Raw genomic sequence first — 19,546 nt, forward strand, 5'->3', positions numbered from 1 at the left:
CTAAATAAATTTTTTATCTAACTCATCAACACTCATTGTTATAAATGTTGTTTTATTAGTTGGTGATACATTGGGTTCTTTACAGGCAAACAACTTATTAACTAAATGTTCTTGTTCGTCTTTTTTTAGTGCTTGTCCTGTTTTAATAGCTAAACTTTTTGCCATAGATTTTGCTAATAAATCGGTAGCACTAAAATGAGCATCTGGAACTTCATTTTCAACATCACTTATTAACTGTTCCAATATAATTGATACTTCGCTTTCTGGAACACTAATAGGCACTCCTGTAATTTCTACAGACTCCTTTAAAACTTTAGAAAACACAAACCCTGTATGTTCTAAATCTTCTTTTAACTGATTTAATATTTGAATTTCTTGAATTGAAAAATGAAGCTGAAGCGGAAACAATAATTGTTGACTCACGGCTTCTTTAATTGTCATATTCTTCAAAAATTTCTCATATAATATACGCTGATGTGCCCTGTGTTGGTCTATCACCAACATACCTGATTTAATAGTGCTTACTATATATTTGTTATGAAGTTGATAGGTTGTATTTACTTGTTCTGTTTCTTTTTCATCTGTAAAAATAGACCCTGTTGTTTCTTCGCTTTCAAAATGAACTTCACCAAAATCTTGTTGGCTATCATTGCTTTTAGACTCTAATCCAACATACAAACTATCCCAATTACTAACCGTAGGTTTAAATGAAGTTGTTTGCTTTCCAGATGGTTTAACATCATTTTTAAACGGATTAAAATTTTTATCTACCTCTATTACTGGTATGTTAGTTACCTTTTTCTCAATGTTGTATGGTGTGTCAAGGCTAGGATCTTTGTCGAAATCTAAAACTGGAGCAATGTTAAACTGCCCTAAACTGTGTTTTACTGCAGACCGTAATAACGCATACAAAGTATGTTCGTCATCAAACTTAATCTCTGTTTTTGTAGGGTGAATATTAATATCAATTGTTTCTGGGTTTACTTTTAAATTTAAAAAGTAACTTGGGTGTGTGCCACTTTTTAACAAACCTTCAAAAGCTGATACGATTGCGTGATTTAAGTAAGCACTTTTTATAAAACGATTGTTAACAAAAAAATACTGTTCTCCTCTGGTTTTTTTAGCAAATTCGGGTTTACCTACAAACCCTGAAATTTTGAGTACTTCGGTTTCTTCTTCAACAGGAACTAGTTTTTCATTGGTTTTATTTCCAAAAATATTAACTATACGCTGCCTATAATTACTAATTGGTAAATTAAAAGTTTCACTACCATTATTATACATTGCAAAACTTAAATTAGGATGCGCCAAAGCCACACGGTGAAATTCATCAATAATATGACGTAACTCTACGGCATTAGACTTTAAAAAATTACGACGTGCAGGAATATTGAAAAATAAATTCTTAACAGAGACCGAAGTTCCTTTTGGTGTAACAACTACATCTTGTGAGGTTACTTGACTACCTTCAATAATAATTGCGGTTCCAACATCATCATGCGCTTGTTTTGTTTTAAGTTCTACATGTGCAATAGCAGCAATACTTGCTAAAGCTTCGCCACGAAAACCTTTTGTATTAAGTTGAAACAAATCATCGGCCGTTTTTATTTTTGAAGTTGCATGGCGTTCAAAACTCAATCGGGCATCAGTAACACTCATGCCTTTACCGTCATCAATAACTTGAATTAAGGTTTTACCAGCATCTTTAATAATAAGTTTTATAGTTGTAGCACCTGCATCAATAGCATTTTCTAGCAATTCTTTAACTACTGAAGCTGGACGTTGAACAACTTCTCCAGCAGCAATTTGGTTTGCAACATGATCAGGTAAAAGCTGTATAATGTCTGCCATGTATTATTTTGAAAAGAAAATAGATAAATCAAAACCAATAATAAACAAAAAAACTAAAACTAAAATAGCTACTATTATTAACACGCGTTTATTTGCTTGTTTATTGGGGTTATTTTTAAAATCGTTTACTGCATTGTTAAATTTATTCTTTAAGCCTGCATTGTTACCCACCGTTACTCTATGCTCATCAAACTTGTGTTTAATTTCGTATGGGTTACCTTCACCTTTATAGTAACGAGGTGTATAGTTAAACTTTTTGTTTTTGCGTAATTTTAAAAGTCCCATAATTTCTTGGTTTTTAGAGTTACATGTATTTTTTTTCTAATACATACATAAGAATCAATAATAATACCAAAGCTAAAATTAAGGTTCTTATGGGTAAAACGCCTTTTACTTTACGTTTACTCGCTCTTGCTTCTTTCCATTTAGAAATAAAATCTTTTGAAGTTTCATTTTCTAAATTAGAAACTTCTTGGTTTTCTTTTGAAAACCGAGGTTGATAGTTAAAGGTTCTATGTTTTCGCTGCTTAAACAAATTTCTGTAATGCTTAAATTCAAAAATACTTAAAATAAGATAGAGTTAAGAATTTGAAAACCTAAAAATTGTTAATAAAACAGAAAGTAATTTGTCTTTATAAATGAGGTACTACCGTACATTTTTCATGATAAATAGATGTCATGCTTTACAAAAAAGTAAAACTTGTAATGGTAATACAAACTAACTATTGTTACGAAGTTCTGCCATTTTTATAGCAGCAATAGCAGCTTCAGTACCTTTATTACCATGTTTACCTCCAGAACGTGCTTGCGCTTGCTCTAAAGTATTATCGGTAAGTACACAAAATATTACCGGAGTTTCATTTTGCACATTAAGGTCTTTTATACCTTGTGTAACCCCTTCACAAACAAAGTCGAAATGCTTGGTTTCTCCTTGTATTACGCTACCTATGGCTATAACTGCATTAACCATTTGTTCTTGCATTTTTTTACAACCATAAATAAGCTCAAAACTTCCGGGAACATCCCAACGGATGATGTTATTTGGTAATGTACCATTATCTACCAATGCTTCATAGGCACCTTGGTATAGAGCTTCTGTAATAGTATCATTCCATTCTGAAACAACAATCCCAAACCGAAAGTTGCTCGCATCTGGGATTGTAGCTTTATCGTAATGTGATAAGTTTTTATTTTCTGTTGCCATAATACTCGATAATCGAGATTAAATTATTTTTAAGGCTTTCCTAAATAATAGGCTAAATTACTTTACTTATTGGCTAAAACTTGTGCTTTACCAATAAATACGTCAATATTAGAGGCCTCTGTAGAGTTTGCATAATCAGATTTAATTCTTTTAAAATAAGAAAGTGCTTTATCTGCATCACCCAACTCTAAAGCAATGTTTCCAGCCTTGTATAAATACATTGGTGTAGTAAACTCATTATCTCTCATGTTAGCTGCCTGCTCATAATAATCTAATGCATCCTCTGGCTGATTTAATTGCACAAATGCATCACCTATATTTCCTTTTGCTAAAGGCGCTAAAATTTCATCTTCACTTTTAAAGTTACTTAAATACTCAACAGCGTTCTTATAATCTTTTAATCTTAAATAAGCTGTTCCAGCATAGTAATTTGCTAAATTAGCAGCATCTGTTCCGCTATATTCGCTAATAATGTCTAGCATTCCAAACTTTCCTTCTCCTCCATTTAATGCTAAGTTATATAATGAATCTTTAGCTACGCTTGACGTTGTTGCTTCATCAAAATATTTTTGTGCCTGATACATATCATTCATTGCAGCAACTTGTTTGGGTCCCGAAATAAATTCTCTATATCCCATAGTTCCTAAAACTATTACTGCTACAATTCCTAGAATGATAAAAATGTATTTCTGGTTTTTTTCAACAAAAGCTTCGGTTTTTGATGCGCCTTCATCTAAGGTATTAAAAACTTCAGCAGTTGTAGAACCTTCTTCTATATTGTGTTGTTTTTCTACTTTAGTTTTTGGTTTATATCCTCTCTTCTTGTACGTTGCCATATGTTATAAATTAATGCGCCGCAAAAATATAATTTTTCTTGCTAACTAAAAGGTTATTTATTTGATATTTTTCAATAATTTGCACTTCTTTTTAACGGCTTTTCCTCTAAAACAGACTTTAATTTGTTTTTTGTAGTATGATTTTAAAATCACTTTCATTACTTAATTATAAAAATTTTGATAGTATTTCATTTAATTTTAATGAAAAAATAAACTGTATTGTTGGTAACAACGGTATTGGGAAAACCAATGTTTTAGATGCTATTTACCACTTATCTTTTGGGAAAAGCTATTTTAATCCGGTAGCTACTCAAAACATAAAACACGGTGAAGAATTTTTTGTAATTAATGGAGAATATGATAAAGACGAAAAAACTGAAAAAATAGTTATTAGCCTAAAGCGGGGGCAAAAAAAAGTTATTAAACGCAACGCAAAAGCCTACGATAAGTTTAGTGAGCATATAGGTTTTTTACCCTTAGTTATTATTTCTCCTGCAGATAGAAATTTAATTATTGAAGGTAGCGATACTAGACGAAAATTTGTAGATAGTGTTATTTCTCAAAGCGATAAAAATTACTTATCTCACCTTATTAATTACAACAAAATATTAGCTCAACGCAATGCGCTTTTAAAATATTTTGCTTTAAATCATACTTTTAATGCCGATACTCTTGAGGTTTACAACAACCAATTAACGGAATACGGAACGCTTATTTTTGAAAAACGAAATGCTTTTTTAAAGGAATTCATTCCTATATTTAAAGAGCGTTACTATGCTATAAGCAATGGAAATGAATCTGTTAATTTGGTATATAACAGCCATTTATTTGAGGCTAATTTAAATACGCTGTTAACAAACGCTTTAAATAAAGATAAAGCCTTACAATACACCAGTGTTGGAATTCATAAAGACGATTTGCTTTTTAATATTGAAACACACCCCATTAAGAAATTTGGTAGTCAAGGGCAACAAAAATCGTTTTTAATTGCTTTAAAGTTAGCACAGTTTGATTTTATAAAAGCACAAAGCGGTGTAAACCCAATTCTGCTACTTGACGATATTTTTGACAAATTAGATGAACAACGTGTGGCTCAAATCATTAAATTAGTAGATGATGAAAATTTTGGTCAGTTATTTATTAGCGACACACATGCCGAACGTACCGAAAATGCCGTAAAGCAAGTACATCAATCTTATGAAATATTCAAACTTTAAATTTTGAAAAACTATGCCTAAACGCCATAACGAACATATTAGCATAAAAGACGCCTTAAAAGAATTTGTAGAAACTAATAATTTAGAAAAAGGCTTAGACAAAGTTAATGTTACCGATGCTTGGGCTAAACTAATGGGTAACGGCGTTAATAATTATACAACGTCTGTAAATTTACAAAGAGACACGCTTTATGTTCAGTTAAGTTCTAGTGTTTTAAGAGAAGAACTAAGCTACGGAAAACAAAAAATAATTGATATGCTTAATGAAGAATTGGGTAAAGAAATCATTAAAAAATTGATTTTAAGATAATTATACTTATTATTTTATTATAAATAATTCAATTAAAACCAACAACCTATCATTATTTAACTTACCTTTGTGGCTTAATTTTTATTTTAATACATATTACAATGAGTAAAGGTACCGTAAAATTCTTCAATGATTCTAAAGGTTTTGGATTCATAGTTGAAGAGGACAACAACAAAGAACATTTCGTACACATTTCAGGACTTATCGATGAAATTCGTGAAGGCGACAATGTTGAATTCGATCTACAAGAAGGTAGAAAAGGATTAAACGCCGTAAACGTAAAAGTAATCTAATAGATATATACTTTACAATTACAAAATGCGAAAATCTGCTAATTTATTTTAGCAGATTTTTTTTTTTTGCAAAAAAAAATCCAGCAAAATAATTGCTGGATTTTTTATATCTGTTAAGTTTTTTAACTAAAACTGTTCTCTTCCCGAAAAATGAAAAGCACCTTCAATAGCTGCATTTTCATCGCTATCACTTCCGTGAATAGCGTTTTCACTTATAGAATCTGCATAAAGTTTACGAATGGTTCCTTCTGCAGCATCGGCAGGATTTGTAGCTCCAATTAAAGTTCTAAAATCTTCAACAGCATTATCTTTTTCTAATATTGCTGCTACTATTGGCCCACGAGTCATATACTCAACCAATTCACCAAAAAACGGACGCTCTTTATGTATTGCATAAAAAGTTTCTGCATCAGCTTTTGTCATTTGCGTTAATTTCATTGCTACAATTCTAAACCCTGAAGCCGAAATTTTCTCTAATATTGAGCCAATGTGTCCTTTCTCAACAGCATCTGGCTTAAGCATTGTAAATGTTCTATTTGTTGCCATTTTATATTTTAATTTGGCGCAAAAGTAAGCTATTTCTATTTAAACCCAAACAAACCAATTTTAAAAAATTGTATATTCGTCATCTATGAAAAAACAAGACATTAATAGTATAAAGCAGTTATTATCAACCACTAAAAAGATTGTAATTGTTCCGCATAAAAACCCAGATGGAGATGCTATAGGCTCTACTCTTGGTTTGTACCATTACCTTTTAAAAAACAATCATAAGGCACAAGTTATAACACCTAATAATTACCCTAATTTTTTAAAATGGATACCTGGTGAAAACTTTATTTTAAAACATGATACTCAAACCAAACTTTGCGAAAATTTAATTAATGAAGCTGAAATTATTTTCACTTTAGACTTTAATGCGTTCCATAGAACAGGGAATATGGAAACAGTGCTTGCTAATAGTAATGCTATTAAAATAATGATTGATCATCATCAAGCTCCCGATGATTATGCAACCTATATGTTTAGTGATGTTACAATGAGTTCTACTTGTGAAATGATTTATCATTTTATAGATATGTTAGGTGATTTAGATTTAATTGATGCAAACATTGCCACCTGTTTATACACTGGTATTATGACAGACACCGGCTCTTTTAGGTTTTCGTCAACAACAAGCACAACTCATAGAATAGTTGCAAATCTTATTGAAAAAGGTGCCAATAATGCCAACATACATAATAATGTTTATGACACCAACAGCTATAATAGGCTTCAACTTTTAGGTTGTGCTCTTAATAATTTAAAAGTAATACCAGAGTTTAAAACGGCTTATATTACATTATCTCAAAAAGAATTAAACACCTACAATTACACTAAAGGTGATACTGAAGGCGTTGTAAATTATGGATTATCACTAGAAGGCGTAATATTAGCAGCCATATTTATTGAAGACCAGCAAGAAGGTATTATTAAAATATCGTTGCGTTCTAAAGGCAATTTTTCAGTAAACGAAATGTCTAGAGCTCATTTTAACGGTGGCGGGCACACCAATGCCGCAGGCGGAAAAAGTTATGCTACTTTAAAAGAAACCGTTGAAAAATTTATTAGTATATTACCTACTTATAATAAAGCCCTAAACAATGAATAAATTACTTATACTCATACTACTATTATTGGCATTTGGCTGTAAAACACCAGAAGCCAGAAGACCTATTTCATCAAAATCTGGTTCTTTTATAGATGAGTCTGTAGCAAGAAATAAAGAATTAAATGCCAAAGAACAAGCTGCTATAGAAAATATCATGAAACAAGAAAAACATGATTATATTGCTTCTGAAAGTGGATTTTGGTATTACTACAATACAAAGGTAGATGCAGATACTTTAAAAACTCCAGACTTTGGTGATATTGTTAACTATAACTACAATGTAAAAACCTTAAATGGTAAACTCATCTACTCTAAAGCCGAAATAAAAACCCAAAATTACGCCATGGATAAGCAAGAACTTTTTACTGGCTTACGAGAAGGTTTAAAACTCATGAAAACTGGCGAAACTGTTACTTTTCTATTTCCGTCTCAAAAAGCCTATGGGTATTACGGTGATGAAAACAGAATAGGAACTAATGTCCCTTTAATTTGCGAAGTTACAGTTAACTCTATTACTCAAAACCAAGACAAATAAAATGCTTACCCTTAACAACATTTTAAAAGTTTGTTGTGCCATTTTATTAATAGCATGTGTGTCTTGTAAAGACCAATATCCAGAATTAGATAATGGTTTGTATGCAGAAATAAACACTACTAAAGGTACAATGGTTGCCAAATTAGCCTACAAAAAAGCACCTGTAACGGTTGCAAACTTTGTATCATTAGCAGAAGCAAACAACCCCCTTGTTGATAGCACCTTTCTTGGGAAAAAATTTTATGACGGACTCACATTCCATAGGGTTATTGACTCATTTATAATTCAAACTGGAAAACCCATTAAATACGGGATGTCTGATGCGGGTTATAGGTTTAATGATGAATTTGACAAAACCCTAAAACACGATAAAAAAGGCATCTTAGCCATGGCTAACCCAGGTCGTATCAACTCTAATGGTAGTCAATTTTACATTACTCAAATTCCAACGCCATGGTTAGACGCTTATGACGAAGAAGGTATTTTAAAATTTTGTGAAGAAGATTATGTGTTCTGCCATTCTGTTTTTGGAGAAGTTATTTTAGGTCTTAATGTTATAGACTCTATTAAAGTAAACGATGTTATAACATCTGTAAATATTATTAGAAAAGGTAGTGCTGCCATAAATTTTGATGCCCCCAAGGTTTTCATTAACCATTTTGCAGAAGAAGAACGCAAAGAACAAGAAGCCAAAGAAAAAGCTGAAGCTATTATTAAAAAAACTAAAAAAATATTTGATGAACAATTAGCTAAAGCCATAACATTGCCTTCTGGTTTACAATATTATATTTCTAAAAAAGGAGAAGGCAAAAAACTCCCCAGTAATGCTATTGCAAAAGTACACTACGCCGTATATTATGAAAACGGAAAACTTATTGAAACAAGTAACTTAAAAATAGCTGAAGCCCTTTATGCCGTTAACGAAAAACGACGAAAAGCTAACAAATACCAGCCAATAACTGCTGATATTGGTCCAGATGCACAAATGATTCCTGGATTTAAAGAAGGACTTCAGCAATTGCATGTTGGCGATAAAGCCACCTTATTTTTGCCATACTATTTAGCTTATGGTGAAGCAGGCAATAACGGAATCCCCCCTAAATCTAATCTAATTTTTGAAGTTGAAGTTTTAGAATTACTAAGATAATCCAACATATTTTTAACACTAAAGTTATAGTAAAAACTTATATTTACACAGTAAAATAATAAGCATGCACGTATTAAAATTTGACTGGAACCCCATAACAGGCATTGATATTATAGGTAATTTTAAATTGCACTTTTATAGCCTTATGTGGATTATTGCTTTTTTAGTTGGTTGGTACATTATGAAACGTATTTTCACCAAAGAAAAAGTATCTTTAACTTATTTAGACCCGTTGTTTATATACACCGTTTTAGCCACTATGATTGGTGCTAGATTAGGTCATGTTATATTTTATCAATCTGAACTAATATCTGAAGACTTTTTTAGTATTTTCTTACCCTTTAGCTTTAAAAATGGTATAGAATTTACCGGATTTCAAGGATTGGCAAGTCATGGAGCTGCTATTGGAATTATAGTAGGCATGTATTTATACCGAAAAAAATATAAGTACAAATCTTTACTTTGGCTGCTTGACAGATTGGTTATATCTGTAGCCTCTGGTGCCGTATTTATTAGAATTGGAAACTTTATTAATTCTGAAATTATAGGTAAAGAATCTGGAGACTTTCCGTTAGGCGTACGTTTTATTCAAGATTATTATTACAAAAGCCAAATTACACAACTAACAGGTATAAAAGATGTTCAAAAGGCTTATAACGCAGTAACTGATAATCCGCAATTTGCTGAATTATTACAAGCAGTTCCTTATAGGCACCCCGCTCAATTATATGAGTCTTTTTGTTATATTTTTGTGTTCTTAATTTTATGGTATTTTTACTCTAAAACTCCTAAAAAGGATCAAACTGGATTTTTATTTGGTTTATTTTTAATCTTACTCTGGACCGTTCGTTTCTTTGTTGAGTTTGTAAAAGAACCTCAAAATTTAGAACGTGCCGACTGGCTGTTAAACACAGGACAATGGTTAAGCATTCCGTTTATACTTGTTGGTTTATATTTTATGTTTGTTTACAAACCTAAACATGCTGTTAAATAATGCGTTTTAAAGGACTTTTTTATGGCTTACTAATATTAGGTTTTGTTGCTTGTAAAGACAACAACAAAGCTATTAAACAAACTAAGGTAACTTTTAAAAAAGAAGGCGAACTCTCTATTCATAAAATTAAAACAGATTCTACTACCATTGATTTAGATATTGAAATTGCTGATACTGATTATGATATTCAAACAGGGTTAATGTATAGAGATTCTATGAAGAACAACCAAGGCATGCTTTTTGTTTTTGATGATGAAAGACCGCGTTCTTTTTACATGAAAAACACAAAAATTCCGTTAGACCTTATTTTTATTAAGGGAGATAAAACTATAGTGAGTTTTCAAAAAAATGCACAACCCTTTGATGAAACCTCTCTCCCTTCTAATGCACCTGCTAAGTACGTATTAGAAATTAATGCTGGTTTAGCAGATTCTTGGAACTTAAAAGTAGGTGATAGTTTAAGCTTTTAAATTACTACTGTTTAATCTTTTGAAAGTTTATAAACCTTAAAGTTAGCAAACATTAGGTCGCAGAAAATTACAGCATGAGAATCATTGAATGGAATAGTCAGGGAGCATTTAGAAAAAAGAACGATAGGATTCTATCATTGCGACCTGATATTTTGATAATTCCAGAATGTGAATCGGAAAACAAACTAAAATTTGGTGATTTGACTCCAAAACCGACTGACTTTTTCTGGTACGGTGATTCTGAAAACAAAGGAATTGGAATTTTCTCATACTCAGACTACAAATTTGAATTATTAAAAATATTTAACCCAAGATTTAGATTTATTATTCCATTAAAAGTCACAGGAAAAGACAGTTCATTTTTGCTTTTTGCAATTTGGGCAATGGATAATAAAGAAAAACCAGAAGCAAGATACATCGGACAGATTTGGCTTGCGATAAATTATTACTCAAATCTTTTATCCTTGCCATGTGTTTTGACAGGTGATTTCAACTCAAATAAAATTTGGGACGAGAAAAAGCGAGTTGGAAATCATTCTGATATGGTTGAATTCCTGAAAAAGGAAAATATTTTCAGTTTGTACCATAAGCAAGAGAAAATTGAACAAGGAAAAGAAATTCATCCAACTTTTCACATGTATCGCAAGACTGAAAAACCTTATCACATTGATTATTTTTTCGCATCAGACTTGATTATAAAAGATGGATTTGAAATTAAAGTTGGTAAAGCTAAAAACTGGATTGATTTAAGTGACCATGTTCCTTTGACACTTGAATTACAGACCAAAACGAGACTTGGAAAATTAAACGATTTGTTTAGTGACCACTTGACAATTAAGTTAAAGGAATTATCATCTGACTCACATACAAGATTCGCTGATTTAATCGCAGACTTGATTGAAAAAGCAAAGAAAATTGATAATTTAAACGGCTCGATTGAGAGTCTTAAAAAACGAGAACAGTTGATTGTAAAATATGAGAAACTGTTTGAAATAGATAAATTGATTAACGAATTGAAAGAATAACGTTTGCTAACAATGTGTTATACGTAATGGCGGGAAAAGTAGTAAACATCAAGTTTTGATAGCGAATAGCTCCGAAATCCGCCACTCCGCATACACTAAACGTTATCTGTTGTCATATGGTTAATTGTGGTACGAAAACCAAAGTACCCAGACGTAAGTGGTTCTGAATCATAGAAATTAAAAATTAATTGGTTGTTTCTGTAATATTGAATGTGGGTTTTAAAACTTTAACTCTCTTGGTAAAAACTTTATAAAATATTAGCGTGTTGCTTTTGCGTTAGGGATAGAAGCGGCATCCTTTTTTGAGGTACGAGAAAAAGATATAGCGGATAGCCCGACCCGATAGGGTAACGCCCTAAAACAAAAAAGCCTATCAACAATTGTTAATAGGCTTTTTAAATTGAGTTAGTTTAATTTACTCTTTGTTTTCATCTTTTTTGTCTAATCTCTGTACGGAATCATACATTATTGGTGTTGCTATAAATAATGATGAATAGGTACCTACTATTACACCTACTATTAAGGCAAACATGAAACCTCTAATGGAATCGCCTCCAAAAACAAAAATAGCTAATAACACTACTAAAGTTGTTAAAGAGGTATTTAATGTTCTACTTAAAGTACTGCTTAACGACAAGTTTACTACACGGTTAAAGTCCCAACTTGTGTGTTCATTAAAGAACTCACGAATTCTATCAAATACAACCACGGTGTCATTTAATGAGTAACCTATTACCGTTAATATGGCTGCAATAAACGCTTGGTTTATTTCCATATTAAATGGCATAAATTTATAGGTTAATGAGAATATACCTAATACTATTAATACATCATGGAATACCGCTATTACGGCTCCTAGAGAGTATTGCCAACGCTTAAAGCGGAATAATATATAAAGGAACACAACTATTAATGACCCTAATACAGCCCAAACAGATGCTTGCTTAATATCATCGGCAATGGTTGGACTTACTTTATCTGATTGTAATAAACCTACTTGTTTGTTTTCGTTGGTTAAATCTATAAATTGTTCATAGTTATAGCCTTCTAAATAAGGTTGTAAACCAGTGAATAATTTATGTCTTAACTCTTCATCAACTTCGGCACCACTTTCGTTCACTTTATATTTAGTAGTGATTTTTAATTGGTTTTCAGACCCGAAGGTTTTTGCTTCTGCGCTTCCAAAAATTTCTGGTTGCGATAATGCTTCTGTAATTTCACTAGAGCTAACATTGTTTGCAAAACGTACTAAATAAGTTCTACCTCCAACAAAATCTACACCTTGATCTAAACCATTTGTAAATAAAGAACCTAAGCTTATTGCAATAAGAATTCCTGAAGTAATAAAAGCAACTTTACGTTTCTTTAAGAATTCTATATTAATATTTCTGAAAAGATTTTTAGTAATTGTTGTTGCGAAAGTTAACTTACCACCTCTATTTACGTACCAATCTATTAACAATCTTGTAATGAAAATAGCTGTAAATAGTGATGTACCAATACCTATTATTAATGTAGTAGCAAATCCTTTAATTGGACCTGTACCAAAAATAAATAATATTAAAGCTGTTAAACCTGTAGTGATATTGGCATCTAGAATAGAAGATAATGCATTACCAAATCCGTCTGTTATAGATTCTTTTAAACCTTTACCTTTTGTAATTTCTTCTCTAATACGCTCATAAATAAGTACGTTTGCATCAACCGACATACCAATAGTTAACACAATACCTGCAATACCTGGTAAGGTAAGTACAGCGCCTAACCCAGATAAAATACCAAAAATTAACAGGATATTGAACGCCATAGCAATATCTGCAAATCCACCTGCTTTTCCGTAGTAAAAAACCATCCATAGTAATACTACTATTAAAGCAATAATGAATGACATAGTACCGCTATCTATAGCTTCTTGACCTAATGAAGGTCCTACTACTTCACTTGAAATAATATCGGCTGAAGCAGGTAATTTACCAGCACGTAATACGTTGGCTAAATCTTCGGCTTCACTTAATGTAAAATCTCCTGAAATTGATGAGTTACCTCCTGCAATTGGCCCAGTAGTTACACCTGGAGCAGAATACACAATATCATCTAAAACAATAGCTATTTGGCTTTGTTTATTATAAGCCTCTCCTGTCATTTGTTCCCAGATTTTAGCACCTTTGCTATTCATTTGCATTGATACTTCTGGTTTACCTGTAAGTCCGAAATTAACACGAGCATCTGTAACTACAGCTCCACTTAATTGAGGTACATTTTCTCTGTTTCCTACTAAAGCATATAAACCTACTATCTCAGAGTTTTTACTTGGTTTTCCAAAAGCAAACTTAGTATAACGTTGTTCTGCAGGTAATAAAGCTCTAACTTCTTTCTTATTTAAATACTCTAAGATTAGCTCTTTGTCTTTAATATCAAATTGAGCAATTACTGGTCCTCCTTGGTAACCTGGTCCTTTTATTAAATCTAATAATGGGTTTGCTGCACTTTTAACTTCAGTAGAATCTGTAGTAGCTTCACCTAAAAGATCATCAATAGCATCTTGTTGTGTAGCATCTTCAGAATCATTTCCTTTTGCTTCATCTGCTTCTGTTTTAGCCTCTTCAACTAGTGGTTTTAACACCTCATTTGCTTGCGCTAAAAACTGGTAAAATTGTTCTCCTTTATAGGCATCCCAGAATTGTAATTGCGCCATGGTAGTAAAGTTACGCTCTGCTCTTTCAATGTCTTTTACACCTGGTAACTCAATTAAAATTCTACCTGAATTTCCTAAACGTTGAATGGTAGGTGATGTAACCCCTAAACCATCAATACGTTTACGTAATACTTCAAATGCAGATACTACAGACTCATCAATTTTTGTTGAGATTACTTTTTTAACCTCTTCGTCTGTCATGCTTCCATCAATTTCACCATCTAAATCTTTGGTGTAAAATATATCTGGAGAAGCTAATTTAGTATCGCCTTTAATTTTATCGAATTCAATAAAGAAATCTTCAAGAAAAGTATTTTGACTGTTTTTTTGAACTTCAGATGCGTTTTCTAAAGCTGTATTAAAAACAGGGTCTGTAGTGTTATTTGCTAATCCTTTTAAAATATCTTTTACAGATACCTGAAGAATTACGTTAATACCACCTTTTAAATCTAAACCAAGATTCATGGCTTTAGATTTTACTTCATTGTATGTATATTTTGCTATACCAATATTAAACACGGTATCTGTAGCAATAGACTCTAAGTAGTTTGCTTCTTCTTGACTTCTTAAAGCACGGTAATCTGGCTCTGTCTCAGGAATTTTTTCTATAGCTAGCTCTTCGGCATTTTTTTCAATTTGATTTGCTTTAAACGTAAACGATAACTGGTAAACACTTACCAACCCGAATAATAAAGCAAACAATTTAACTAATCCTTTGTTTTGCATTCTTATGTTATTTTTTGGTCAAATTTTTAAAAACGAGCAAATGTATGATTTACTGTAAGATTTGACAATTATTTTTTGTTTATAATTGATTCTTAAGGTTTTTATTAACAAACCTCTTTTATTCTTTAAATAGTTTGAGATAAGGGAAAAACCACTAATTGAGGAAATTTTAACACAAAGGTCCTGCTCTTACTTCTGGTTTTTTATTTGAAGTGTCATCTAATGCAATGGCTATATTGCTATTTATTTTGTAGGCTACTTTTATAGAACAATTTAGTTCACTAACAAAGTCTTTTTGGAACGGACTATATAGATTAGGTTTTGTAAACCGGTCATAATCATGTTTTATTTCTAAAACACATTTGCCATTTAAGCTTGATGATTCCTGACTTGTTTTTATTTCATAAACATCAAGATTATAATCTTTTAGTTTATTTTTTGAAGGTTGTGAATCTTTTTCACCTTGATTATTAGATGCATAACCAAATAGCCAATAGTTATCTTTTGAAAGTAATTTTTTAACATTGGTTACATTAACCTTGCTGTAATAAGAAATTTTTAAAGTGCCGTTTTTTTCTTTTAAAACTTTAATATTAACAGCACCAACTTCTTGTAATTGTTCTTTAACATTTGCTATGGCAGTTTGAACGTCTTCTGAAGTAACATTAGCATCAACAAAGTCCATTACAATTTCCTGATTGGGTACAGAAACTTGTTTTTGGCAAACTCCAAGAAGGGTTAATGCAATTATTAATGTACTAAAGTACCATTTTGCGTTCATGCGCCAAATATAAAAAAATAAAGACTGTATTGCTACAGTCTTTATATAAATATCTATTTTAAGGTTTTGATTACTAAACGTCTAATAATCCGTTAGTTTTTCTAACACCTTCAGCACTTTTTTGCATGTGTTCTTTTTCGGCATCACTTAAAGGTATATCTACTATTTTTTCTATACCGTTTTTACCTAAAACAACAGGTACACCTATACAAATATCGGTTAAACCATACTCACCATCTAATAATGTAGAACATGGGAATATTTTCTTTTGGTCGCAAGCAATAGCTTGAACTAAAGCACTTACAGCAGCTCCTGGAGCATACCACGCAGATGTTCCTAATAATTTAGTTAGTGTAGCTCCACCAACTTTAGTATCGGCAGCAACTTGTTCTAATCTTTCTTCACTTAAAAACTCAGAAACTTTTATACTATTTCTAGTTGCATGACTTGTTAATGGCACCATACCTGTATCACTATGTCCGCCAATCACCATACCATCAATATCTGAAATTGGAGCTTCTAAAGCTTCAGCTAATCTGTATTTAAAACGAGCAGAATCTAAAGCGCCACCCATACCAATAATTTTGTTTTTTGGTAAGTTAGTAGATTGGTGTACTAAGTACGTCATGGTGTCCATTGGGTTACTAACCACAATGATAATGGTATTTGGTGAGTGCTCAATTAAACTTGACGATACTGTTTTAACAATTCCTGCATTAATACCAATTAACTCCTCACGAGTCATACCTGGTTTACGAGGAATTCCAGAGGTAATTACACAAATATCACTACCTGCAGTTTTACTATAATCGTTTGTAATACCAGTTATTTTGGTATCAAAACCGTTTAATGATGCTGTTTGCATTAAATCCATTGCTTTACCTTCAGCATAGCCTTCTTTAATGTCTAACAAAACTACTTCTGAAGCAAAATTTTTAATAGCAATATACTCAGCACAACTTGCACCTACTGCTCCTGCTCCTACAACTGTTACTTTCATGTTTTTATTGTTTATTTTTATATAATTTAGAATAATTTAATAGTCCTTCTTTTTGGTTCACTCATTGTGATACAAAATTCACCATTTAAAAAGTAATAATTTATGACCAAAGTCATGCAAAATTAAGAATTAAAATGCTCTAAATAAAAAAAGTACAGGATAAAATCCTGTACTTTTTAAAACAAAAAATTAAATATAAACTAACTAAAATTAAAACATCGTTTTTTGTAAATTCTTTATTATAAGAGGATTTTATCTGAATCCAAAATTGATTCCAACTGAAAAGGCATTAAAGTCTGATAGATGGTATTCTGCATTCAATCTAAAAAATCCTAATTTAAGTTTAGTACCAATGGTTCCTCTTACTGAAGATACTTCACTAGAGACTGAAAATGGATCCTCAATAGTTTCAGAGAAAAATGGTCCACTTTGCACTGTGTAAGTACCTAATAAATCAGATTCTGATTTTCCTTTAATATACCCTAAACCACCATAAAAGTTAATTACTGGCAATTTGGTTGAGGCAATTAATTGAAATAGCCATGTGCTTGTATCATTTTCTAAACGTTGGTTTTCTCCATCAATATTTGAAGACTCAGTTAAATTGTAAGTACCGTTTAAGTTTGTGTAAGCCACCAAACCAGATATAGCAACAGGCAACAGTTTATCTGCTGGCAACCATTTTGTAAATTCTACCTGTAAACCAGCACCGTACATACCTAACTCTACATCATCTGTTTCAATTTTAGGAACAAATCGTGCTTTTAATTCAATACCTTTACTTAAGCCTAAAGCGCCTTGTAAAAATGCTGTTGGCAGTAAATTTGCCGTAGAAGAACCTATACCACTTGGCAGTGTAATTGTTTCTTGTTGTTCTCCTAAAACATCATCTTCATAGGTTATAATAACATCTACATCAGAGTCATTTTCACCCAAAGCAGTTGCTACATTTTTAGTTGCAGCTAGGTCTGCAAATTCTACTGTAAAATCTTGATCTGGGTTGCTGTTATAATCAGAAATATTCATTAAAAATGATTTATTTTCATTATTAACTATAGCGGCATTTGCAATGATAGAAATTTCAAAACCACCAAGCGGTTTCGCATCGGCGGTATTAAACCAGTTAGCATTCATACTATGCATAAGCCCGTTAGTTGCTGGTTTTAAATAATCATTGGCAAATAATTCTGCATTGTCTACACCTGCAGCTAGTAAAGCATCTATATCTTGTGCTTTTGATGTTAGTGTTATAAAACACAGTAACATTAGTAGAAGTATCTTTTTCATTTTTTTTGATTTACAATTAGATTTGATTAAACAAACATATGGAAAAATCTGCAAAAAACAACATTTCATCGATTAAAAATTACTTTTTAACGATTTTATAATATAAAAAAAACAGATGGAAATTTAACTAAAAGCATCGTTTTTGGTATTGTACCTAACTAGTCTTACTATAATAAAATTAAAGTCTTTTATGTTAACCTTATAGCTTCTTTAATTTATTAACGCTTTCTTAAATTTAAAAATATCACAACGTTGATAAAAACTTTTACTTATTACAGAATAAAAACAAGTGCTTTTAAAACAAGGTTTGTGAGCGTACACGCAAAATTGTAAATTTACCCCGATTAAATCTGGCAAAACGTTACTTTTAAGTGTTTTTGTAGTTTAATTTCCTTTAAATTTTTAAATAATTGACAACTATAAAAGACATAGCAAAAAAAGCCAATGTTTCAACAGGTACTGTTGATAGAGTTATACATAACAGACCTGGTGTTTCTGAAAAAACAAAAGCCCATGTTCAAAAAATTATTAGAGAGCATAATTTTCAAATTAATACTATTGCCAGTACATTAGCACTTAACAAAAGCTATAAAATTGGGGTATTAATTCCTGAAGCAGGAACCGAAAATGAATTTTGGTCTGAACCTAAAAAAGGTATAGAAAACGCTATTGAAGAAATAAAAAACTTTAAAATTTCTGCTACATTTTTTATGTTCAATCAATTTGACTCTAGTTCTTATCAAGATGCTTTTTTAAATTTAATTGAAGGTAATTTTGATGCTGTTTTAATAGCTCCTGTTTTTCATAAAGAAACCGAAAAACTCATAAATCAACTAGATAAGAAACAAATCCCTTATGTATTTATTAATACTGAAATAAAGGGTTTTAATGCACTTTCATTTATTGGTCAAGACTCATATAAAAGTGGTTATTTAGCAGCTAAACTCATGAGTGTAATGGTACCCAATAATGCACAAATTTTGATTCCTGTTTTCAGATTAAATAAAGGTAACTATTCATCAATAAATAATAGAATTACCGGGTTTAAAACTTTTTTTAAAGAAAAATATGCTTCTGTAAAAATTAAGGATTTAGCAATTCCTTATTTTAAAAGTATAGACGCAATTAATAGTAGCTTAAATGATGTTTTAAAAGATGATATTATTGATGGCATTTTTGTACCCTCTAGTAGCTCTTTTTTAATTGCTGAATATTTAGAAAATTCTCAACTTAACAATATTAGGTTGGTAGGATATGATACTAATAAAAAGAATATTGAGTTTTTAAAGAATGATACTATAGACTTTTTAATTTGTCAGAACCCATATAATCAAGGTTATAAAGGCATTAAATTACTAAGTGATTATTTAGTAATGAATAAAACTCCTAAGCCTATTTATCCCTCGCCTATGACTGTTGTAACTAAAGAAAACGTTGATTCTATTTAGGCTACTATAAACCTCAAAATGTAATCCACTTTTAAAGTGCATAAAATAAAAAACCTCACAGCGTTAACTATGAGGT

The 19,546-nt window shown here is 31.3% G+C and carries 21 protein-coding genes; 10 read left to right on the forward strand and 11 right to left on the reverse strand.

Annotated elements, in window-relative coordinates; all coding sequences use genetic code 11:
• The 5 genes from mutL to BWZ22_RS04345 form a co-directional block, all read right to left on the reverse strand.
• Complete coding sequence (mutL, locus tag BWZ22_RS04325; RefSeq protein ID WP_076698234.1) at positions 1 to 1,851, reverse strand: DNA mismatch repair endonuclease MutL; 1,851 nt, start codon at positions 1,849 to 1,851, stop codon at positions 1 to 3.
• 3 nt (positions 1,852 to 1,854) lie between these two features.
• Positions 1,855 to 2,136 (reverse strand): riboflavin synthase subunit beta, encoded by a 282-nt coding sequence (locus BWZ22_RS04330; protein WP_076698236.1) that lies wholly within the window; start codon positions 2,134 to 2,136, stop codon positions 1,855 to 1,857.
• 19 nt (positions 2,137 to 2,155) lie between these two features.
• Entirely contained in the window at positions 2,156 to 2,386 is a 231-nt protein-coding gene (locus tag BWZ22_RS04335; RefSeq protein WP_076698237.1) for a hypothetical protein, read from the reverse strand.
• Positions 2,387 to 2,569: 183 nt separating this feature from the next.
• On the reverse strand, positions 2,570 to 3,055 hold the full coding sequence (gene ribH, locus BWZ22_RS04340; RefSeq protein WP_076698239.1) for a 6,7-dimethyl-8-ribityllumazine synthase: 486 nt from the start codon (positions 3,053 to 3,055) through the stop codon (positions 2,570 to 2,572).
• Positions 3,056 to 3,117: 62 nt separating this feature from the next.
• Positions 3,118 to 3,891, reverse strand: a complete 774-nt coding sequence (locus BWZ22_RS04345) for a tetratricopeptide repeat protein (protein ID WP_076698240.1) — start codon at positions 3,889 to 3,891, stop codon at positions 3,118 to 3,120.
• 137 nt (positions 3,892 to 4,028) lie between these two features.
• Between BWZ22_RS04345 and BWZ22_RS04350 the strand changes: the two genes are divergently transcribed.
• From BWZ22_RS04350 to BWZ22_RS04360, 3 genes are all read left to right on the forward strand, one after another.
• Entirely contained in the window at positions 4,029 to 5,108 is a 1,080-nt protein-coding gene (locus BWZ22_RS04350) for a DNA replication/repair protein RecF (RefSeq protein ID WP_076698242.1), read from the forward strand.
• Positions 5,109 to 5,121: 13 nt separating this feature from the next.
• Positions 5,122 to 5,418 carry a DUF721 domain-containing protein gene (locus tag BWZ22_RS04355; protein ID WP_076698244.1) on the forward strand — a complete coding sequence of 99 codons (297 nt, stop codon included), beginning with the start codon at positions 5,122 to 5,124 and terminating at the stop codon, positions 5,416 to 5,418.
• A gap of 101 nt (positions 5,419 to 5,519) precedes the next feature.
• Positions 5,520 to 5,711: a cold-shock protein gene (locus tag BWZ22_RS04360; RefSeq protein ID WP_076698245.1), complete on the forward strand. Its 192-nt coding sequence runs from the start codon at positions 5,520 to 5,522 to the stop codon at positions 5,709 to 5,711.
• Between the two features lie 126 nt (positions 5,712 to 5,837).
• On the opposite strand, the gene BWZ22_RS04365 is transcribed toward BWZ22_RS04360, so the two are convergent.
• Positions 5,838 to 6,257, reverse strand: coding sequence for a nucleoside-diphosphate kinase (locus BWZ22_RS04365; RefSeq protein WP_076698246.1), 420 nt, complete (start codon positions 6,255 to 6,257; stop codon positions 5,838 to 5,840).
• A gap of 85 nt (positions 6,258 to 6,342) precedes the next feature.
• Between BWZ22_RS04365 and BWZ22_RS04370 the strand changes: the two genes are divergently transcribed.
• The 6 genes from BWZ22_RS04370 (at position 6,343) to BWZ22_RS04395 (ending at position 11,533) form a co-directional block, all read left to right on the forward strand.
• Positions 6,343 to 7,362 (forward strand): bifunctional oligoribonuclease/PAP phosphatase NrnA, encoded by a 1,020-nt coding sequence (locus tag BWZ22_RS04370; RefSeq protein ID WP_076698248.1) that lies wholly within the window; start codon positions 6,343 to 6,345, stop codon positions 7,360 to 7,362.
• Entirely contained in the window at positions 7,355 to 7,897 is a 543-nt protein-coding gene (gldI, locus tag BWZ22_RS04375; protein WP_076698249.1) for a gliding motility-associated peptidyl-prolyl isomerase GldI, read from the forward strand. Before BWZ22_RS04370 ends, gldI begins: the two co-directional genes overlap by 8 nt.
• Before the next feature lies 1 nt (position 7,898).
• On the forward strand, positions 7,899 to 9,044 hold the full coding sequence (locus BWZ22_RS04380; RefSeq protein WP_076698250.1) for a peptidylprolyl isomerase: 1,146 nt from the start codon (positions 7,899 to 7,901) through the stop codon (positions 9,042 to 9,044).
• A 64-nt stretch (positions 9,045 to 9,108) separates the two neighbouring features.
• Positions 9,109 to 10,038 (forward strand): prolipoprotein diacylglyceryl transferase, encoded by a 930-nt coding sequence (lgt, locus tag BWZ22_RS04385; RefSeq protein ID WP_076698252.1) that lies wholly within the window; start codon positions 9,109 to 9,111, stop codon positions 10,036 to 10,038.
• A complete protein-coding gene (locus BWZ22_RS04390) occupies positions 10,038 to 10,508 on the forward strand; it encodes a DUF192 domain-containing protein (protein WP_076698254.1) in 471 nt (156 codons plus the stop codon). Before lgt ends, BWZ22_RS04390 begins: the two co-directional genes overlap by 1 nt.
• 74 nt (positions 10,509 to 10,582) lie before the next feature.
• Positions 10,583 to 11,533, forward strand: coding sequence for an endonuclease/exonuclease/phosphatase family protein (locus tag BWZ22_RS04395; protein ID WP_076698255.1), 951 nt, complete (start codon positions 10,583 to 10,585; stop codon positions 11,531 to 11,533).
• 95 nt (positions 11,534 to 11,628) lie between these two features.
• On the opposite strand, the gene BWZ22_RS17060 is transcribed toward BWZ22_RS04395, so the two are convergent.
• The 5 genes from BWZ22_RS17060 to BWZ22_RS04415 all read right to left on the reverse strand — a co-directional run bounded on the left by BWZ22_RS17060 (position 11,629) and on the right by BWZ22_RS04415 (position 18,022).
• Complete coding sequence (locus BWZ22_RS17060; protein WP_371326822.1) at positions 11,629 to 11,745, reverse strand: DUF6250 domain-containing protein; 117 nt, start codon at positions 11,743 to 11,745, stop codon at positions 11,629 to 11,631.
• A gap of 203 nt (positions 11,746 to 11,948) precedes the next feature.
• Positions 11,949 to 14,954 (reverse strand): protein translocase subunit SecDF, encoded by a 3,006-nt coding sequence (gene secDF / locus BWZ22_RS04400; protein ID WP_076698257.1) that lies wholly within the window; start codon positions 14,952 to 14,954, stop codon positions 11,949 to 11,951.
• A gap of 169 nt (positions 14,955 to 15,123) precedes the next feature.
• On the reverse strand, positions 15,124 to 15,735 hold the full coding sequence (locus BWZ22_RS04405; RefSeq protein ID WP_076698258.1) for a hypothetical protein: 612 nt from the start codon (positions 15,733 to 15,735) through the stop codon (positions 15,124 to 15,126).
• Between the two features lie 73 nt (positions 15,736 to 15,808).
• Entirely contained in the window at positions 15,809 to 16,735 is a 927-nt protein-coding gene (gene mdh / locus BWZ22_RS04410; RefSeq protein ID WP_076698259.1) for a malate dehydrogenase, read from the reverse strand.
• Between the two features lie 252 nt (positions 16,736 to 16,987).
• A complete protein-coding gene (locus tag BWZ22_RS04415; protein WP_076698261.1) occupies positions 16,988 to 18,022 on the reverse strand; it encodes a DUF6588 family protein in 1,035 nt (344 codons plus the stop codon).
• A gap of 410 nt (positions 18,023 to 18,432) precedes the next feature.
• Between BWZ22_RS04415 and BWZ22_RS04420 the strand changes: the two genes are divergently transcribed.
• Positions 18,433 to 19,470 (forward strand): substrate-binding domain-containing protein, encoded by a 1,038-nt coding sequence (locus BWZ22_RS04420; protein WP_076698262.1) that lies wholly within the window; start codon positions 18,433 to 18,435, stop codon positions 19,468 to 19,470.
• The last annotated feature ends 76 nt before the right edge of the window (positions 19,471 to 19,546 follow it).

Source organism: Seonamhaeicola sp. S2-3, assembly GCF_001971785.1.
In the GTDB taxonomy this organism is placed as follows: Bacteria; Bacteroidota; Bacteroidia; order Flavobacteriales; family Flavobacteriaceae; genus Seonamhaeicola.